Origin of the sequence: Streptomyces barringtoniae, assembly GCF_020819595.1 — a bacterium.
Classification (GTDB): domain Bacteria; phylum Actinomycetota; class Actinomycetes; order Streptomycetales; family Streptomycetaceae; genus Streptomyces; species Streptomyces barringtoniae.
This window is the reverse complement of the sequence record NZ_JAJHNP010000005.1, coordinates 435967-452544: the sequence shown is the minus strand read 5'-3', so window position 1 is coordinate 452544 and position 16578 is coordinate 435967. Positions and strand designations below refer to the sequence as shown.

Genomic DNA, 16578 nt, shown 5'->3' with positions numbered 1-16578 from the left:
CGCAGCCGGGGTGGCCGGTGCCGCTGTGAGTCTGTTGCGGACGGTGCCCGGGGCCCGGAAGGGCGGCTCGCCGCGCACCGTACTGGTCGTGATGTGTGTCGGCTACTTTCTGGTGCTGCTCGACGTGACGATCGTGAACGTCGCGCTGCCGCGGATCGGTTCCGGGCTCGGCGCCGACGTGAGCGGCCTGCAGTGGGTGGTCGACGGCTATGCGCTGGCGCTGGCGTCGCTGATGCTGACCGCCGGCACGCTGGGCGATCTGCACGGCCACAAACGGATCGCGCTGATCGGGCTGATCGTCTTCGGGGCGGGCTCGCTCGCCTGCGGCCTGGCCCCCGGCGTCGCGGTGCTGGTCGCCGCCCGCGTCGTGCAGGGAATCGGGGCCGCGCTGCTGCTGCCCGGCACCCTGGCGATCATCAGTGACGCCTTCCCCGAGGGGGCCGGGCAGGCGAAGGCCATCGGCGTGTGGGCGGGCATCGGCAGCCTCGCCCTGCCCGCGGGGCCGCTGCTGGGCGGGGCTCTGGTCGACGGCTTCGGCTGGCGTGCCATCTTCCTCCTCAACGTGCCGATCGTGCTGGTGGCCCTGGCCTGGGCCGGGGCGATCGTCCGGGAGAGCAGGGAGCCGCAGGCCAGGGGTCTGGACCTGCCCGGATTGGTGCTGGCGAGCCTGCTGTTGCCGGCGACCACGTTCGCGTTCATCCAGGGCGGGCGCCCCGGCGGCGGGTCGGCGCCGGTCGTCGCGACCGCGGTGGTGGCCCTGGCGGCGCTCGTCGCGCTCGCCCTGGTCGAGCGGCGCCGCGGGGATGAGGCCATGCTGCCGCTGGCGCTGTTCCGGCGCGCGGGATTCAGCGTGGCGAACACGGCGGCCGGGACGATGAACCTGTGCACCCTCGGCACGCTGTTCGTCCTGATGCTGTTCCTGCAGTCGCTCCAGCACCGCCCACCTCTCGAAGCGGGCCTGGCGATCGTCCCCCTGTTCGCGCCGCTGGCAGTGCTGGCACCGTTCGGCGGGCGACTGACCGGCTGGATCGGGGCCCGCCTGCCGGCCGGTGCCGGGCTGCTCATCGCCGCGGCGGGGCTGGCGCTGCTGACCGGGGTGACGCCGTCGTCGGGCTACGGCGCCCTGCTGCCCGCGTTCCTGCTGTGGGGCGTCGGACTGGGCCTGCTGACCCCCGCTGTCGTCGCCGCGGCCATCGCCTCCGTGCCCGGCGAACGCTCCGGACTCGCCTCGGCCATCAACAACACCGCGCGCCAGGCCGGCGGCGCCATCGGCATCGCGGTGGCCGGTGCCATCGCCGGCCGGCCCGGCAGCGGCGCGCACTTCGTGCACGGCTTCCACACCGTCGCCCTGGGCTCGGCACTGCTCTACGTCGTCGCCGCCGTCCTGGCGCTCCGCCTGCTGCCCGGTCACCTGCTCCCCCGGGCGAGCCACGACCGGCGGCCCGCCGACGGACGGACGCGGCAGTCACCCCGCCGACGAACGGGCAGGCGGAACGGGGAAGTGACGAAGCGCCATGCCTGGCCCGGGAGGATGAGCGCCACCTGCGCCCGGCGGCCGAGGTCCTCTCCCCCAGGACGAAGCGATGGTGGACGTCCGGCGTGCGCTCGTCGCCGGCCAACCGCACCTGGTCGCCTACTCCGCCCGTAGAACGCGTCGAGCGGCTGGTGCCCGGCCGCGTGTGCTGCGTCGAGCCCGGCGACGACCACGTGGCTCACCCGAGGCCGCAGGCCCGCGTCCTCGTCGTCGAGCGCAAGGACAGCGCCTGACCGCCCTCAGCTCTTCATGTCCGGTCTTCATGTCCGGTCTTCATGTCCGGCGTCGCCGATCACTGGGAGCGCACCTCCAGGTCAGGTGGCGTGGTGGCTGAGTGCCGCGTGGGGGTCGCCGCTGTCGGCAGTGGGGTGCGGGTCGGTGTGTACGGTGGCGGCGGTCAGCCGGGGCACCGCATGGATCAGGGCGTGTTCGGCTTCGACAGCGATGGCGTGGGCCCGGGCGACACTGAGCCGCGGGTCGACGACGATGTCGGTCTCGGCGCGCAGGGAGTGGCCGATCCAGCGCATCCGCACCGAGCCGACGTGCTCGACGCCCTCGACGGTGCGCAGGGCCCGCTCGGCGCGGTCGACCAGTGCGGGGTCGACGGAGTCCATCAGGCGCCGGTAGACCTCGCGGGCGGCGTCCTTGAGCACCATGAGGATCGCGGCCGTGATCAGCAGCCCGACGGCCGGGTCGGCCCAGCGCCGGCCGAGAGCGGCGCCGCCGGCCCCGAGGAGGACGGCGAGGGAGGTGAATCCGTCGGTACGGGCGTGCAGGCCGTCGGCGACCAGCGCGGCGGAACCGATCTTGCGGCCGGTGCGGATGCGGTAACGGGCCACCCACTCGTTGCCGACGAAGCCGGCCAGCGCGGCGAGGGCGACGGCCCACAGGTGGCTGACGTCGCGGGGGTGCAGCAGGCGGTCGACGGCCTCGTAGGCGGCCAGCGCGGACGTGGCGGTGATGGTCAGCACGATGACGATGCCGGCCAGGTCCTCGGCGCGACCGTATCCGTATGTGTAGCGGCGATTGGCCACCCGCCGCCCGATGACGAACGCGATGCCGAGAGGTACGGCGGTGAGCGCGTCGGCGGCGTTGTGGATGGTGTCGCCCAGCAGTGCGACCGACCCGGATACGGCCACGATCACCGCCTGGACCACGGTGGTCGCCCCGAGGACGGCAAGCGACAGCCACAGCGTGCGCATCCCCTCGCGGGAGGTCTCCATCGCGGAGTCGACCTTGTCCATGGCCTCGTGGCTGTGCGGAGTGACCAGGTGAGCGAGTTGGTGGCGCACCTTCGGCCACCGCCCGCTTCCGTGCGGGTGTTCATGGCCGTGATGATCATGGTCACGGCCACCATGGTGGTGCCCGTGAGCGTGCCGGTGCCCGGGCGGCTGATGGGTGTGGGTCTGCTCGTTCACGGTGCACCTTTCGCGGACGGCGGGCGGGTCGGAGGTGGACGCCGGTACTGCTGCTCCCCCATTATGTGCACATGAACGCACGCATGCATCTATCAGGTGCGCACCCCTCGCAACAAGTGGACGAAGGCGAACGCCTCGCCGTCGCCGTGGAGGTCCTCGGCCTGCTGGCCGACCGCACCCGTCTGGCTCTGCTGCGGCGGCTCGGCGAGGGGGAGGCCGACGTCACGACGCTGACCGGGGCGACCGACGCCACACGGACGTCGGTCAGCCAGCATCTGGCCCGGCTGCGCCTGGCCGGACTCGTGACCACCCGGAAGGAGGGGCGCCGGGTCGTGTACGCCCTGCGGCACGGGCATCTGCGCCGCCTGGTCGACGAGGCACTGAACATCGCCGACCACCAGATCGGCCATCTCCCGCCGCACGACTGACCCTCCGCACCGCAGGGGGCGTCGCGTGAAATGTCAGGTGTGGACACAGGGCGGCCCCCGTATCCTTCGGGCAGGCGAACAGACTGCTGGGGGAGGCGGGTTCCGTGGCGGATGACCGGACCACCACCGTGAGCGTCGCCGGTCGGGCCGGTGCCGGGCGCGGGCGCACGGACGCGGTGGCGGGGTTCTTCCGGCCGCTGCCCCATCCGATACGGCGACGACCGCCCCGCGCCCTGGACCACTGCCCCCGCATACCCGGCGCACCGGGTCGCGCTTCGTGAGCGCGGCAGCGGACGCCGCCCCCGCCCCGGCCCCCGAGTCCACCCGGCGGCTGTTGCTCGAGTACGTGCGGCCGCACCGCGGGATGCTGCTGCTGGGTGCCGTGCTGTCGCTGATCACCGGGGGCACCGGGCTCGTCCTTCCCCTGGTGACCCGCTCCCTCATCGGGGCCCTCGCGGACCACCGCTCCGTCACCGGCGCGCTGCTCGGTATGTCGGTGCTGGTGGTGACCAACGCGGCGCTCGGCGCGCTGGGTTCCTACGTACTGCGGCGCACCGCCGAGTCGGTGGTGCTCGGCGCGCGGCGCACCCTGTCGTCGTATCTGCTGCGGCTGCGCGTCAGCGCGGTGGACCGCACCGAGCCGGGCGACCTGATGGCCCGCGTCACCTCCGACACCACGCTGCTGCGCGAGGTCACCACCGAGTCGCTGGTGGGCCTCGGCACCGGCGGGCTCACCCTGGTCGCCACGCTGGTGATGATGGGTGTCGTCGACCCCGTGCTGCTCGGTGTGACCATCGGCGTGCTGGGCGGGGCGGGCACGGTGATCGGGGTGATCGTGCCCCGCATCAACCGCGCCAGCCGGCAGGCGCAGGACGCGGTCGGGGCGATGGGCGCCTCGCTGGAGCGCGTCCTCGGCGCACTGCGCACCATCAAGGCGTCCGGTGCCGAGCACCGCGAGGAGCGGGCCGTCCACGACGCGGCGGAGCGGTCCTGGCGGGAGAGCGTGCGGGCGGCCAAGTGGTCGGCCGCGGCGGGCAACACGGCGGGGCTGGCCCTGCAGCTCGCCTTCATCACCGTACTCGCGGTGGGCGGCGCCCGGGTGGCCACCGGCGCCATCGGCGTCGGCACGCTGATCGCGTTCCTGCTGTACGTCTTCTATCTGATGTCGCCGATCCAGGAGGTCGTCGGCGCCGTCACGCAGTACCAGGCGGGAGCGGCCGCACTGGCCCGGATCCAGGAGGCGCTGCGCCTGCCCGCCGAACCTGCGGCGGAGCCCGCGCCGCTGCCCGAACCCGGTGCCCCACCCGCCGCCGTCGTCTTCGACGACGTCCGCTTCCGCTACGGGGACGACCTGCCCCATGTCCACCACGGCGTGAGCTTCGCGGTGCCCGCCCTCGGCATGACGGCCTTCGTGGGCCCGTCCGGCGCGGGCAAGACCACGCTCTTCTCGCTCATCGAGCGGTTCTACGACCCCACGTCGGGCCGTATCACCGTCGACGGCCGCGCCCTCGCCGACTGGCCCCTGCCCGAACTGCGGTCGGCCATCGGCTATGTCGAGCAGGACGCCCCGGTGTTGTCCGGTTCCCTGCGCGACAACCTGCTGCTCGGCAATCCGGGCGCGGACGAGGCGGAGCTGACCCGCGTGCTGAAGACCACCCGTCTCGACGGCCTCGTCGCCCGCCTCCCCAGAGGCCTGGACACGCTGGTGGGACACCGGGGCACCAAGCTGTCGGGCGGCGAACGCCAGCGTGTCGCCATCGCCCGTGCGCTGTTGCGCCGCCCCCGCCTGCTCCTCCTGGACGAGGCCACCAGCCAGTTGGACGCGGTCAACGAGGCGGCGCTGCGCGACACGGTCACCGAGGTCGCCCGCGCCACGACCGTGCTGGTGGTCGCGCACCGGCTCTCCACCGTCACGATGGCCGACCGGATCGTGGTCATGGACGCGGGCCGGGTCCGCGCCGTGGGCACCCACCGCGAACTCGTCGCCCACGACCCCCTCTACGCCGAGCTCGCCGCCACGCAGTTCCTCGCCTCCGGCTGAAGCAGAGGCGGGGACGCCCCTGCGGATGCCGTGTCGTTTCAGGCTCCGGCGGCGGTCACCACGGCGTCCGTGGCGAAGCCGAGGAGCAGACCGAGGAGGACGCACCAGGTGGTGAGCGTCTTCAGATTGGCCTTGCGGGCTACGGCGAGCAGTTCGATGACGACATAGAGGATGGAGCCGGCGGCCAGCCCCAGGAACGCGATGGAGAGGGTGTCGTTGACGAGGTGCTGGCCGACGAGGGTGCCGAGGAAGGTGGGTCCGCCGCCGATCAGGCCGAGCCAGAAGAGGTTGGTCCAGGTGGGGCGTTCGCCCTCGGCGGCGAGCGGCGCGACGATGCCGAAGCCCTCGGTGGCGTTGTGCAGGCCGAAGCCGATGATGAGCAGCACGGCGAGGGAGAGTTCGCCCTTGGCGGCGGAGTTGCCGATGGCCAGGCCCTCGGCGAAGTTGTGCAGGCCGATGCCGGTCGCGATCATCAGGGCGAGGGAGGCCGCCTGGCTGCGGGTCTTCGGCGCGAGCTCCGTCGCCGCGGCGGCACCGGGACCGGCGGGACGCCCGGCGGCGGCTCGGCGGCGGGCGGTCCAGGCGTCGTAGTACACCAAACCGGCGAGTCCGACCGTGAGTCCGGCGGCCAGGACGAGTCCGCCGGAGGCAACCGTCGCCCAGCGGTGGTCACTCAGCGCTTCGTCGACCGGTTCCCAGGCGTGGGTGAGCACGTCCCAGACGAGGAAGACGAGGATGCCGATGGCCACGGCGTTCAGCCCGGCCTTCAGGCGAGGCGTCGGGGTACGCAGCCGGCCGAGCGGGAGGCCAAGGTAGATGGTGAGGCCCGCGATGGCGCCGAGCAGGGCGATGTTGCCGCTGGACATGGGGAGAACTCCGGGTCGTGCTCTGATGGCGGCCTGGTGGGGGTGGGCTGCCTGGGGACGACCACAGCATAGGGTTAGGTGAGCCTTACCTAATAGATCCTCTGCGGCACTTGGGTGAATCTTGACGGATCCGTTGTCGGTCGGTGTCCCTTCGCCGCCGGGCCGATGCGGGCGGCGGGTCTTCGTCCGCCCTCGTCCCACGCCTCCCGTGAGCCGTCATTCGAGGCATCCGGTGAGCCGCTCGTAGGCGTGATGGGCGTCGCTGATCAGGTGCTCGGCCTCGGCGCGGGTGCCGCAGTCGATGACCTCGCCGACGGCCCGGCGCTGCAGGCGCGCCAGAACGGCGGCCCAGGCGTCGCCCTCGGCATGCCAGCGTGACAGGTCGTCCGTGTCGACGAGGCCGACGAAGGAAGGGTCCTCGGCCACGCACAACAGCACGGGGGCGGCGGGCACGGCCTGTGCCCCGATGCGGTGCAGGACGCCCAGCGGCCAGGCGGGCACGGTGGTGCCGGCCAGGGCGGGTTCGGGCATCAGGACCAGGGCGTCCAGGGGCAACCCGTCGGCGTCGAGGGTGTCGGGGACCCGTCCGTGTCCGACCGGCCAGCCCGTCGAGGTCAGGCGGCCGGAGGCGCCGTCGTCGGACGTACGGATGGTGGAGGAAGCGGTGGCGTCGATGTCGACGGTGATCCGGGGCATGGCCCTGACCTCCTCAGACGTGAGCACGGTCAGCGGGTAGAGGCCATCGGCACCGCGTCGGTGCGGTTGGCGGCGAGCCCCATCGCCGGATACGAGCAGTCTCCTGCCGGACGTCCGCCTCGGCAACCAGGCGGGACCGGACCCCCGAAGCCCGGCGGCCGGCCAGCCCCGGTGGCCGGCCCGGAACGGCTCGAGGAGCACACTGGAAGGGCACACCCCGTGCGGACATGCCGGTGATGGGGCTCACCGACGCAGACCCGCTGGAGGTCCGGACGCACCCGGACCGACCGCCGGTCTACGACCGATGGAGGACGACGTGGAGTTCTTGGTGACCGTGGAGATCCCCCAGGGTTCCCGCAACAAGTACGAGATGGACCACACCCTGCACCGCATCCGCCTGGACCGTCTGCTGTTCACCTCCACCAAGTACCCGGCGGACTACGGCTACATCGACGGCACCCTCGGCCGCGACGGCGACCCGCTCGACGCGCTCGTCCTGACCGGCGATCCCACCTTCCCCGGCTGCACCGTCGAGTGCCGGGCCGTCGGCATGTTCTGCATGACGGACGAACACGGCCCCGACGAAAAGGTGCTGTGCGTCCCCGCGCACGACCCGCGCTACGCGGACCTGCAGGACATCGGTGACATCTCCGAGTTCGACCGGCTGGAGATAACCCACTTCTTCGAGGTCTACAAGGACCTGGAACCCGGCAAGTCCGTCGAAGGCTCTCACTGGGAGGGCCGGGACGCGGCGTACGAGGAGATCGAAGCATCCCGGCGGCGCGCGGTCACGAGCGAACGGGCGTGAGCCGCCCCGGCCCTGCACGACAGGGTTCGCCACGGCAACTCCCCCGCCCTTGTGTCAGCGCCGGCTGCTCCTGGTGACCAGCAGCAACACCACCGCCAGGGCCTCGACGGCCACAACCACCGTGATCAGCACGGGGATCGAGTAGCCGTACAGCCCGCCGGTCAGCGCGCCGCCGGCCAGACTCGCCGCGCCGACCACGCCGGCGAACAGGCCGTACGCGGTCGCGCGTCGCCCGCTGGGCACCAGGTCCGCGACCGTGGCGCGCAGGGTGGACTCCTGGATGCCCATGGCCGCGCCCCATACCAGCGACCCGACCACCGCGACGACGACCGTGTCGGTGAACGCCAGCGCCACCACACCCGCCGTGAGGACGGGCAGGGCGATCAACACCCGTGGGCCGTGCCGGTCGTACAGCCATCCGGTGGCGAGCGCGGCGAGCGCGTCCACGGCCATCGCCGCGGCGTACAGCACCGGCACCCACGCGGTGGACAGCAGATGGCGCTGGACCAGGTGGTAGGAGAGCACGCCGAAGGTCGCGAACCCGCTCGTGGTCGCCGCGGTGAACGCGGCGTAGGTCCAGAACGCCCTCGGCAGTCGCCCGTTCTGCCCCTCCTGCCCGTCCGGTGTCGTGGGTGCTGCGCCCGTCACCTCGCGTTCGTAGGCTTCCGGGTCCGGCACCCGGGCCCGCAGCCGGAACAGCAGCAGCAGTACGGCAATGCCGGGCACGGCGAGCACACCGAGCGCGGGTCCGTAGTCGTTCCCGGTCAGCGCGAGCACGCCCGCCACCAGCAGCGGGCCGACGAGGGCGCCGATCTGGTCCATCGCCTCATGGACGGCGAAGCCGCGACCGCGCCCGGTGGCGGCGGTGGCATGCGACAGCAGGGTGTCCTTCGCCGGTGAGCGCACCGCCTTGCCGACCCGCTCGGCGATCACCAGGGCGCACGCGGCCCACAGCACCCCGGCGACGCCGAGCAGCGGGACGGAGACGACCGTCAGGGCGTACCCGGCGATCGCCAGGCCCCAGAAGCGGCGAGTGCGGTCGGCCAGCGGGCCGGAGACCAGCCGCAACCCCAGCGCCGCCGCCTCCCCTGCGCCCGTGACCACGCCGACGACGAGGGCGGACGCGCCCAGCGAGGCGAGCAGCGGGCCGGTGATCGAACGGGCGCCCTCGTACACGAAATCGGCGAGCAGACTGACCGTGCCGAACCAGACCACGAACCGCCACGGCCCCATCCGCAGCGACGACCGGTCCGCCTCCCGCTCTCCCACAGCGCCTCCGCAACCGACACCCCGACGAACGCCGCCCCCGGCCCGGCCATCACGCCGGCGCCGTGTACGCCGCCAACGTACTCAACGCGCCCAGGACTCCGGTACCGGAGAACTGCCGCACGAGCCGACGCGCCGACCGCACACCGGTGATCAGTCCCACGCACACGCCGATGACCACGCGCCCGACGGCATCGACCCGCCACACCATCCACCCCAATCCACCCGCCGCGACCCACCGGCCACCTGCGACACCAACGACCGCCTCCCCACCGCCGACCTGACCACCTTCCGCGCCACCGCAACCGACGAAGCCGGCCGGGACCCCGACGTCCACGCCCACGACACTCCGGCCCGCCGCCTCTTCGTCGCCGCCGAATCCGGCTGGGTCCCCACCGCCGACAACCGCAACCGGCACCCGACCGTCACCGGCCGCGCGCACCTGGCCGACGGCGCCCACGTCGTCGCCGTCGATCCCACCACCCACCGCTACTACCCCGTCCCCGACGGCTCCGACGGCCATCCGGCCCTGCATGTCCGCCGGCCGGCTGCGAGAATGCTCCGATGAGTGCCGAGACCGCCTACCACGGCGAGATGGGCGACCAGTTCGCCTCGCAGGCCACGGACAGCGCGTACAACGCGCATACGGATCGGCCCGCCATGCTGAGGCTCGCCGGTGATGTGACCGGACTTCGGGTCCTGGATCTCGGGTGCGGGGCCGGCCACTACGCCGCGGAACTCCTGGAACGGGGGGCTGCCCGGGTCGTCGGGGTGGACGGGAGCCAGAGCCTTCTGCACTCCGCGCGGGGGCGGCTCGGGGTCGACGCCGTCCTGCACCATCACGATCTGGAGGAGCCGCTGCCCTTTCTGGCGGACGAGTCGTTCGACCTGGTCGTCATGGCTCTCGTCTACCACCACGTCGACGCGCGCGGACAACTGCTCGGCGAGATCCGGCGCGTCCTGCGGCCGGGTGGCACCCTGCTCGTGTCCACGACCCATCCCACCGGCGACTGGGGCTACTTCGGCGGCTCCTACTTCGCTCACGAACGCGTCGAACTGCCCTTCGGCAACGGTTTCTCCCTCAGCTACTGGAGGATGACGCTGGAGCGGTTCCTCGGCGAGCTCCTGGGGGCCGGGTTCGCACTGGAGGCGCTGGAGGAGCCGCGAGCGCAGGAGGCGGCCCGGTCGGCCGATCCGCGCCGCTACGAGAAGACCCACCAACAGCCGCACTTCCTGGCCGTCAGGCTCCGTCGCCCATAAGGGGGCAGGCGCTTCCGAACCGGTTGGCCGGGACAGGGGGGAGGTGGTCAGCATCCGGGCGATGAGCAGCGGCACCGGCCAGGGCCTACGACGGATCGGGCGGCCGTGCTCCGCTCTTGACCTTGCCCCCAGGGGCAGGGTTTACGCTGCCACGGGCTGCCGGGGGGCGGGGGACGGCGGGCCCGACCATCAGCAACACGCCTGCCGAGCTGCCGATCCTGGAGTAAGTGTGTCCGACATGAACGCCGTAGCCCTGCGCGGCGCCACCCTCCACTACGACGACCTCGGGCCCTCGGCCGGGCTGCCGGTCCTGCTGATCCACGGACACCCCTTCAACCGCACCCTGTGGGCGCCCCAGGCCAAGGCACTGGCCGAAGCCGGGTACCGGGTCATCACCCCCGATCTGCGCGGGTACGGCCGCAGCAGCGTCACCCCGGGCAAGGTCTTCCTCTCCGACTTCGCCGACGATCTCGCCGCGCTCCTCGACCACCTGGACATCGGGCGGGCGGTGGTCGGCGGTGTGTCCATGGGCGGTCAGATCACCATGGAGTTCCGGCGCCGCCACCCGCAGCGGGTGCACGCCCTCGTGCTGTCCGACACCTCCGCCCCGGCCGAAACCGACGAGGGCAAGGCGTTCCGCAACCGGCTGGCCGACAGGCTCCTCGCCGAGGGGATGGACGGCTACGCAGGTGAGGTGATCGACAAGATGCTCGCCCCGTACAACGTCACCGCGATGCCGGACGTCGCGGAGCACGTCCTGGGCATGATGCGCGCCACCGACCCCCACGGCGCGGCGGCGGCACTGAGGGGACGGGCTGAACGACCGGACTACCGGGACACGTTGGCCGCCGTACGGGAGCCGGTCCTGATCGTCGTCGGCGCGGACGACGTCTACACGCCCGTCGCGGACGCCGAGGCGATCCACCGTCTCGTCCCCCACGCAACCATGGTCGTCATCGAGAAGGCCGGGCATCTGCCCGGCGCCGAGCAGCCCGAGCGCTTCAACTCCGCCGTGCTGGACTTCCTGACCACACAGGTGGCCACCCAGGGGTGACGCGTCGGTGTCGCGGCGCGAACCACGGTGGCGGACCGCGGCTCCCAGCCGGCCGCATCGCTCGCCCCGAAAAACAGTAGCCATGTACATAGTAGCCATGTACTGTATCTGCCATGAGTGAGGCTCCCGAAGGAGCCACACCCGGTTTCCTGGTGTGGCGGCTGTCCATGAAGTGGCGGGTCGCGGTGGACCGCGCCGTGGCCCCGCTGGGGCTGACCCACGCCCAGTACGCACTGGTCGCGTCGCTGTACGGCATGCACCGCTCAGGTCTGCGGCCCAGCCAGCGACGCCTCGCCGATCACACCGGCCTGGAGGCGCTCTACGTCTCCAAGCTCGCCCGCGGCCTGGAGTCGGCCGGCCTGGTCGAGCGCACCCGGGACCCCGCCGACCCGCGCGCCGTACAGCTCGAACTCACCGAGCAGGGCCGCGAGGTCACCCGGAAGGCGATCGATGTGGTGCAGGGGCTGCTGCGGCAGCTGCTGGCGCCGCTCGGCGGTCTCGGCAGTGCGCGCACACGCGAGTTCACCCGGGAGCTGACGGTCCTGCTCGACGCACCGCTTGACCCGTTCGGCACCACCGATCACGAGACGGAGCAGTCATGACCACCACCGCACCCCTTGTCGACCCTCGGACCATCGCCCTCGCCCACTACGCCGCGCGCGCCGTCCTGGAGCGCGTACTGGCCCGCCACGGCACCACGTTCCAGCAGAACGTCACCCTGCGCCTCGTCGCCGTGGCGGATGCGCCGGTCGAGCGCGCCACGCTGGTCGACGGCGTCACCGGCGCGTTGAAGGTCCACGCGGCGGACGCTCACGGGACGATCGACGAGCTGATCGCCGCCGGGCTGCTCGTCGCGGCGGAGGGGTCCCGTGTCGACATCACCGACGCGGGCCGGGAGTTGTACGCCAAGGCCTCGGCCGACACGGCACCGGTGACAGCGCGGATCTACGCCGGCATCTCCGAGGAGGACCGCGCCGTGACCGGCCGCGTGCTGACCCTGATCAAGGAACGCGCCGACACGGAGCTGGCCGCCCTGGAGACCCGACAGAGTTAGTGGAATATTGAACAAATGCGTTCCGTTGTGGCCGTCGAAGGAGGTCACGAGTGGAGACGCAAGTGGAGACCACGTACTACGACCACGGCACACCGGCCGAGCGCTGGGAGCGCGCGCGGCAGTTCTTCGACGCCAAGGACTACGCGGGCGCGGCGCGGGTGCTGACCGGGCTGGTCGAGGAGGTGCCGGAGCAGACCGGACCCCGGCTGCTGCTGGCTCGCGCCTACTACCACTCGGCCCAACTGAGCCGCGCGGAAGCGGAGTTGCGGATCATCGTCCAGCGTGACCCGGTGGAGCACTACGCCCGGCTGATGCTGGGCCGTACGCTCCAGCGGCAGGCCCGGCACGAGGAGGCGGAGCGGCATCTGCGGATCGCCTCGGCGCTCGCGGGCGACCTCCCGCGGGAGTGAGCCGCGGCGGTGGGCCGCAGTGGTCAGCCTCGGGGCGAGGGCCCGGTTCCCGTCAGGGGGCCGGGCCCTCGGCATGTCTCAGGCGGACGGCCGTACCGTGTGGGTGACCACCCAGTGGTTCTTGCCCAGCCGCCGGGCACGGGTGAAGCCCCGGCTCTCGAACAGGGCGACCGTGCCGTTGTGCAGGAAGGACGCGGACACCCGGGTGCCCTCGGTGTCCTGCGGGAAGCTCTCCACCGTGCCGCCGCCGAGCCGGGCGATCTCGCGCAGGGCGCCGTCGAGCGCGGCCGAGGCCACACCCGTGCGGCGTCTGGCACGGTGCACGAAGAAGCAGGTGATCCGCCAGTCGGGCGGGGACGGGGCGGCCGTCTCGTAGGCGCGGCGGTGTTTGATCCTGGGCAGCTCGGCGGGCGGCCCGAACTGGCACCAGCCGACGCAGTCGGGGCCGTCGTACACCAGGGCCGCGTGTGCCCTGCCCTCGCGGACCCTGGCCGCCTTCTCCGCCCGGTTCTGCTCGGGCGTCCTGGTGCGGCCGACGCCCTCCTCGTGGAACGCCATGCACCAGCAGCCGCCCCAGACCCCGTCGTGCTCGGCCACCAGCCGTGCGAAGTCGGGCCAGGTGTCCGGGGTCAGGGACCGTACCGAGAACGCCATCCGTGTCCTCCGGGTCGCAGTGGGGGCCGTGGTGCGCGCAACCTCGTCGCGCGGTACGGCACCCCCTGTCCGGGGGCCGGACCAGCCGCCCGGCGGCGGTTGCCGGGCGGACAGCGACAGCACCAGCGGCAGGAAGACGAAGACCGCCATGGGCCGTCAGTCTTCCGTACGGCCCTCCCCCGTGTCCGTGAACCGCGGCGGACCGGGGGGAGACGACGTCCTCGGCCGGCCGCCTGGTCGGGACGGTGACGACGACGGTGCGGGCGAGGTCGTCCCCGAGGCACTGCTGCTCCCGGGCCCGCGGCCACCTGCCCGTCCCCTCGCGCAGCGCGCCCAGAAGCCGGCCCTCCGGCTCGCACCGGACGCCAAAGCCGCAGCCGGCGCGCCGGACCGGGCCGCTTCGCGGCGTCCCGACCCGGTGTGTCCGTGGGCGGCCAGGTGGCGTGGCATGCTGGCGCGATGGCCCCTTTCCATGATCACGCGCCGCTGGCCGAGCGGGTCGAGGAACTCCTCGCCGCCGGCGGCCCCTTGCCCATCGTCGCGGCCGGGCAGCCGGTGCTGCGGCGCGGGACCGAGCCGTACGACGGTCAGCTCGGCCCCGCCCTGCTGGCCCGTTTCATCGAGGCCCTGCGCGCCACCATGCACGCCGCGCCCGGCGTGGGCCTCGCCGCGCCGCAGGTCGGAGTGCCGCTCAGGATCGCGGTCATCGAGGATCCGGCGCCGGTGCCCGAGGAGGTCGCGGTGGCCCGGGGCCGGGTGCCGCAGCCGTTCCGTGTCCTGGTCAACCCGGTCTACGAGCCGCTGGGCACCGCTCGTGCCGCCTTCTTCGAGGGCTGCCTGAGCGTGCCGGGCTGGCAGGCGGTGGTGGCCCGGCACGCCGAGGTACGGCTGCGCGCCGAGGACGAGCACGGGCGCGCGCTGGACGAGGTGTTCACCGGGTGGCCCGCCCGGATCGTCCAGCACGAGACGGACCACCTGGACGGCACCCTCTACCTGGACCGCGCCGAACCACGCTCGCTGTCCACGAACGAGGCGGTCGCCGCGCTGTGGAACCGGCCGACACCCGAGGCGGCGGCCGAGGCGCTCGGCTTTGAACTGCCGTAACTCCCCTTGACGGCTGGTCAGTTGTCCCGGAAGGCCTCCAGCAGTCGCAGCCACACCTCGCTCAGCGTGGGGTACGACGGGACGGCGTGCCACAGGCGGCTGACCGGGACCCGGCCCGCGACGGCGACGGTCGCCGAGTGGATGAGCTCGCCGACGCCGGGGCCGACGAAGGTGACGCCGCGCAGGATCTCGTCCTCCAGGTCGACCACCATGCGGGCGCGGCCCTTGTAGCCGTCGCCGTACAGGCCCGCGCCCGCGACGGCGGAGAACTCCACGTCGACGGCGCGGACGCGGTGGCCGGCCTGTTCGGCCTCGGCGAGGGAGAGCCCGACCGCTGCGGCCTCGGGGTCGGTGAACACCACCTGGGGTACGGCGTGGTGGTCGGCGGTGGCCACGTGCGCGCCCCAGGACTCGTCCGCCACGGAGTCGCCGGCCGCGCGGGCTGCGATCGCGGCGCCCGCGATGCGGGCCTGGTACTTGCCCTGGTGGGTGAGGAGGGCGCGGTGGTTGACGTCGCCGACGGCGTACAGCCAGTCGGTGCCGGTGACGCGGAGGGTGTCGTCGACGTCCAGCCAGGAGCCGGGTTCCAGGCCGACGGTGTCGAGGCCGATGTCGTCGGTGTGCGGGATCCGGCCGGTGGCGAAGAGGATCTCGTCGCCCTCGATGCGGTCTCCGTCGGCGGTGACGGCCACGACCGTGCCGTCCTTCCGGGTGACGGACTCCACCGAGGTGCCGGTTCGGACGTCGGCGCCCGCCTCGGTGAGCGCCTCGGCGACCAGTTCCCCGGCGAACGGCTCCATGCGGTTCAGCAGCCCCTTGCCGCGCACCAGCAGGGTGACCCGGGAGCCGAGGGCCTGCCAGGCGGTGGCCATCTCGGTGGCAACGACACCGCCGCCGACGACGATCAGCCGGGCCGGGGCGGCCTTGGCGCTGGTGGCCTCGCGGCTGGTCCACGGTTTCACCTCGGCGAGGCCGGGCAGGTCGGGCAGCTGGGCGCGGGTGCCGGTGGCGACTGCGACGGCGTGCCGGGCGGTGAGGGTGGTGACTGTGCCGTCGGGGGCCGTCACGGTGACCGTGCGGGGGCCGGCGAGCCGCCCGTGGCCGCGGTACAGGTCGGCGCCGATGCCGTCGAGCCAGCCGACCTGGCCGTCGTCCTTCCAGTGGGAGGTGTACTCGTCCCGGCGGGCGAGCACGGCCGGGGTGTCGAGCGGGCCCTGGACCGCCTGGGCGAGACCGGGCAGCCGGCGGGCGTCCGCCTGGGCGAGGACCGGCCGGAGGAGGGCCTTGCTGGGCATGCACGCCCAGTACGAGCACTCGCCGCCGACCAGCTCGCTCTCCACGACCGCGGTGGTCAGACCGGCCGCGCGGGTGCGGTCGGCGACGTTCTCCCCCACGGGCCCGGCCCCGAGCACCACGACGTCGTACGCGATGGATTCCGATTCCGTCGTTTCCGTCATGGGGTCAGTCTGGTGGGTGGTGTGCGCGACGGCCACATGGGTACGTGCGCGGAACACAGACGTGCACGTGTGGAATAGGCGGTCCGACGGCCGTGTTTCCGCCGTCGGCACACCCCACACCAGGAAGAGGGACTCACGCCATGAGCAGCACCGTGGAGCTGACCAAGGACAACTTCGACCAGACGGTCACCGACAACGACTTCGTTCTGATCGACTTCTGGGCTGCCTGGTGCGGGCCGTGCCGTCAGTTCGCACCCGTGTACGAGAAGGCCGCCGTGGACAACCCGGACCTGGTCTTCGGCAAGGTGGACACCGAGGCCCAGCCGGAGCTGGCGCAGGCCTTCGGCATCCAGTCGATCCCGACGCTGATGATCGTGCGGGACAAGGTCGCCGTCTTCGCCCAGCCGGGCGCCCTGCCCGAGGCCGCGCTGACGGACCTCATCGGGCAGGCCCGGAAGCTGGACATGGACGAGGTCCGCAAGAGCATCGCGGCCCAGGAGGCCCAGGGCGGCACCGCCCAGTAGCCCC

Annotated in this window: 18 protein-coding genes and 1 riboswitch; of the genes, 11 read left to right on the top strand and 7 right to left on the bottom strand. The window is 72.8% G+C overall.

Annotated features, from left to right (window positions below; genetic code table 11):
• Positions 1–43: 43 nt before the first annotated feature.
• Positions 44–1648: an MFS transporter gene (locus LMU33_RS11405; RefSeq protein WP_228619699.1), complete on the top strand. Its 1605-nt coding sequence runs from the start codon at positions 44–46 to the stop codon at positions 1646–1648.
• Positions 1649–1848: 200 nt separating this feature from the next.
• Here LMU33_RS11405 and LMU33_RS11400 read toward each other — a convergent pair whose 3' ends face one another.
• The gene (locus tag LMU33_RS11400; RefSeq protein ID WP_372477926.1) at positions 1849–2826 is read right to left on the bottom strand and encodes a cation diffusion facilitator family transporter; all 978 of its coding nucleotides are present in this window, start codon (positions 2824–2826) and stop codon (positions 1849–1851) included.
• A gap of 197 nt (positions 2827–3023) precedes the next feature.
• Between LMU33_RS11400 and LMU33_RS11395 the strand changes: the two genes are divergently transcribed.
• Entirely contained in the window at positions 3024–3380 is a 357-nt protein-coding gene (locus LMU33_RS11395; RefSeq protein WP_228619697.1) for an ArsR/SmtB family transcription factor, read from the top strand.
• A gap of 277 nt (positions 3381–3657) precedes the next feature.
• Positions 3658–5421 carry an ABC transporter ATP-binding protein gene (locus LMU33_RS11390; protein ID WP_443728964.1) on the top strand — a complete coding sequence of 588 codons (1764 nt, stop codon included), beginning with the start codon at positions 3658–3660 and terminating at the stop codon, positions 5419–5421.
• 38 nt (positions 5422–5459) lie between these two features.
• Here the strand turns inward: LMU33_RS11390 and LMU33_RS11385 are convergent, their stop codons facing one another.
• Both LMU33_RS11385 and LMU33_RS11380 read right to left on the bottom strand, forming a co-directional pair.
• Positions 5460–6287, bottom strand: a complete 828-nt coding sequence (locus tag LMU33_RS11385; RefSeq protein ID WP_228619695.1) for a ZIP family metal transporter — start codon at positions 6285–6287, stop codon at positions 5460–5462.
• Between the two features lie 216 nt (positions 6288–6503).
• On the bottom strand, positions 6504–6983 hold the full coding sequence (locus LMU33_RS11380) for an inorganic diphosphatase (protein WP_228619693.1): 480 nt from the start codon (positions 6981–6983) through the stop codon (positions 6504–6506).
• Between the two features lie 30 nt (positions 6984–7013).
• Positions 7014–7079, bottom strand: a riboswitch (Fluoride riboswitch).
• Positions 7080–7299: 220 nt separating this feature from the next.
• Here LMU33_RS11380 and LMU33_RS11375 point away from each other — a divergent pair.
• Positions 7300–7791, top strand: coding sequence for an inorganic diphosphatase (locus LMU33_RS11375; protein ID WP_228619692.1), 492 nt, complete (start codon positions 7300–7302; stop codon positions 7789–7791).
• 54 nt (positions 7792–7845) lie between these two features.
• Here the strand turns inward: LMU33_RS11375 and LMU33_RS11370 are convergent, their stop codons facing one another.
• Both LMU33_RS11370 and LMU33_RS11365 read right to left on the bottom strand, forming a co-directional pair.
• Complete coding sequence (locus LMU33_RS11370) at positions 7846–9060, bottom strand: MFS transporter (RefSeq protein WP_228619690.1); 1215 nt, start codon at positions 9058–9060, stop codon at positions 7846–7848.
• 49 nt (positions 9061–9109) lie between these two features.
• A complete protein-coding gene (locus LMU33_RS11365; RefSeq protein WP_228619689.1) occupies positions 9110–9580 on the bottom strand; it encodes a hypothetical protein in 471 nt (156 codons plus the stop codon).
• Positions 9581–9621: 41 nt separating this feature from the next.
• On the opposite strand from LMU33_RS11365, the gene LMU33_RS11360 reads away from it, so the two are divergent.
• The 5 genes from LMU33_RS11360 to LMU33_RS11340 all read left to right on the top strand — a co-directional run bounded on the left by LMU33_RS11360 (position 9622) and on the right by LMU33_RS11340 (position 12835).
• Positions 9622–10317 carry a class I SAM-dependent methyltransferase gene (locus tag LMU33_RS11360; RefSeq protein ID WP_228619688.1) on the top strand — a complete coding sequence of 232 codons (696 nt, stop codon included), beginning with the start codon at positions 9622–9624 and terminating at the stop codon, positions 10315–10317.
• Positions 10318–10555: 238 nt separating this feature from the next.
• Positions 10556–11371, top strand: a complete 816-nt coding sequence (locus LMU33_RS11355; protein WP_228619686.1) for an alpha/beta fold hydrolase — start codon at positions 10556–10558, stop codon at positions 11369–11371.
• Between the two features lie 113 nt (positions 11372–11484).
• Positions 11485–11973, top strand: a complete 489-nt coding sequence (locus tag LMU33_RS11350) for a MarR family winged helix-turn-helix transcriptional regulator (protein ID WP_228619684.1) — start codon at positions 11485–11487, stop codon at positions 11971–11973.
• Positions 11970–12425: a winged helix DNA-binding protein gene (locus tag LMU33_RS11345; protein ID WP_228619683.1), complete on the top strand. Its 456-nt coding sequence runs from the start codon at positions 11970–11972 to the stop codon at positions 12423–12425. The genes LMU33_RS11350 and LMU33_RS11345 overlap by 4 nt, the downstream gene beginning before the upstream one ends.
• A 62-nt stretch (positions 12426–12487) precedes the next feature.
• On the top strand, positions 12488–12835 hold the full coding sequence (locus tag LMU33_RS11340; protein ID WP_228619771.1) for a tetratricopeptide repeat protein: 348 nt from the start codon (positions 12488–12490) through the stop codon (positions 12833–12835).
• A gap of 78 nt (positions 12836–12913) precedes the next feature.
• Here LMU33_RS11340 and LMU33_RS11335 read toward each other — a convergent pair whose 3' ends face one another.
• Complete coding sequence (locus LMU33_RS11335) at positions 12914–13639, bottom strand: GNAT family N-acetyltransferase (protein WP_228619681.1); 726 nt, start codon at positions 13637–13639, stop codon at positions 12914–12916.
• Positions 13640–13948: 309 nt separating this feature from the next.
• Here LMU33_RS11335 and LMU33_RS11330 point away from each other — a divergent pair, with 309 nt between their 5' ends.
• Complete coding sequence (locus tag LMU33_RS11330; RefSeq protein WP_228619679.1) at positions 13949–14593, top strand: peptide deformylase; 645 nt, start codon at positions 13949–13951, stop codon at positions 14591–14593.
• 17 nt (positions 14594–14610) lie between these two features.
• Here LMU33_RS11330 and LMU33_RS11325 read toward each other — a convergent pair whose 3' ends face one another.
• The gene (locus tag LMU33_RS11325; RefSeq protein WP_228619677.1) at positions 14611–16050 is read right to left on the bottom strand and encodes a dihydrolipoyl dehydrogenase family protein; all 1440 of its coding nucleotides are present in this window, start codon (positions 16048–16050) and stop codon (positions 14611–14613) included.
• 140 nt (positions 16051–16190) lie between these two features.
• Here LMU33_RS11325 and trxA point away from each other — a divergent pair, with 140 nt between their 5' ends.
• Positions 16191–16574, top strand: coding sequence for a thioredoxin (gene trxA / locus LMU33_RS11320; RefSeq protein ID WP_228619675.1), 384 nt, complete (start codon positions 16191–16193; stop codon positions 16572–16574).
• Positions 16575–16578: the final 4 nt, after the last annotated feature.

What these genes read in the sequence shown, in the direction of transcription:
- LMU33_RS11350 (WP_228619684.1), top strand. Translation starts at nt 11,485, where the DNA reads ATGAGTGAGGCTCCCGAAGGAGCCACACCCGGTTTCCTGGTGTGGCGG.
- LMU33_RS11380 (WP_228619693.1), bottom strand. Translation starts at nt 6,983, where the DNA reads ATGCCCCGGATCACCGTCGACATCGACGCCACCGCTTCCTCCACCATC.
- LMU33_RS11360 (WP_228619688.1), top strand. Translation starts at nt 9,622, where the DNA reads ATGAGTGCCGAGACCGCCTACCACGGCGAGATGGGCGACCAGTTCGCC.
- LMU33_RS11365 (WP_228619689.1), bottom strand. Translation starts at nt 9,580, where the DNA reads ATGGCCGTCGGAGCCGTCGGGGACGGGGTAGTAGCGGTGGGTGGTGGG.
- LMU33_RS11345 (WP_228619683.1), top strand. Translation starts at nt 11,970, where the DNA reads ATGACCACCACCGCACCCCTTGTCGACCCTCGGACCATCGCCCTCGCC.
- LMU33_RS11325 (WP_228619677.1), bottom strand. Translation starts at nt 16,050, where the DNA reads ATGACGGAAACGACGGAATCGGAATCCATCGCGTACGACGTCGTGGTG.
- LMU33_RS11335 (WP_228619681.1), bottom strand. Translation starts at nt 13,639, where the DNA reads ATGGCGGTCTTCGTCTTCCTGCCGCTGGTGCTGTCGCTGTCCGCCCGG.
- LMU33_RS11355 (WP_228619686.1), top strand. Translation starts at nt 10,556, where the DNA reads ATGAACGCCGTAGCCCTGCGCGGCGCCACCCTCCACTACGACGACCTC.
- LMU33_RS11385 (WP_228619695.1), bottom strand. Translation starts at nt 6,287, where the DNA reads ATGTCCAGCGGCAACATCGCCCTGCTCGGCGCCATCGCGGGCCTCACC.
- LMU33_RS11395 (WP_228619697.1), top strand. Translation starts at nt 3,024, where the DNA reads ATGAACGCACGCATGCATCTATCAGGTGCGCACCCCTCGCAACAAGTG.
- trxA (WP_228619675.1), top strand. Translation starts at nt 16,191, where the DNA reads ATGAGCAGCACCGTGGAGCTGACCAAGGACAACTTCGACCAGACGGTC.
- LMU33_RS11330 (WP_228619679.1), top strand. Translation starts at nt 13,949, where the DNA reads ATGGCCCCTTTCCATGATCACGCGCCGCTGGCCGAGCGGGTCGAGGAA.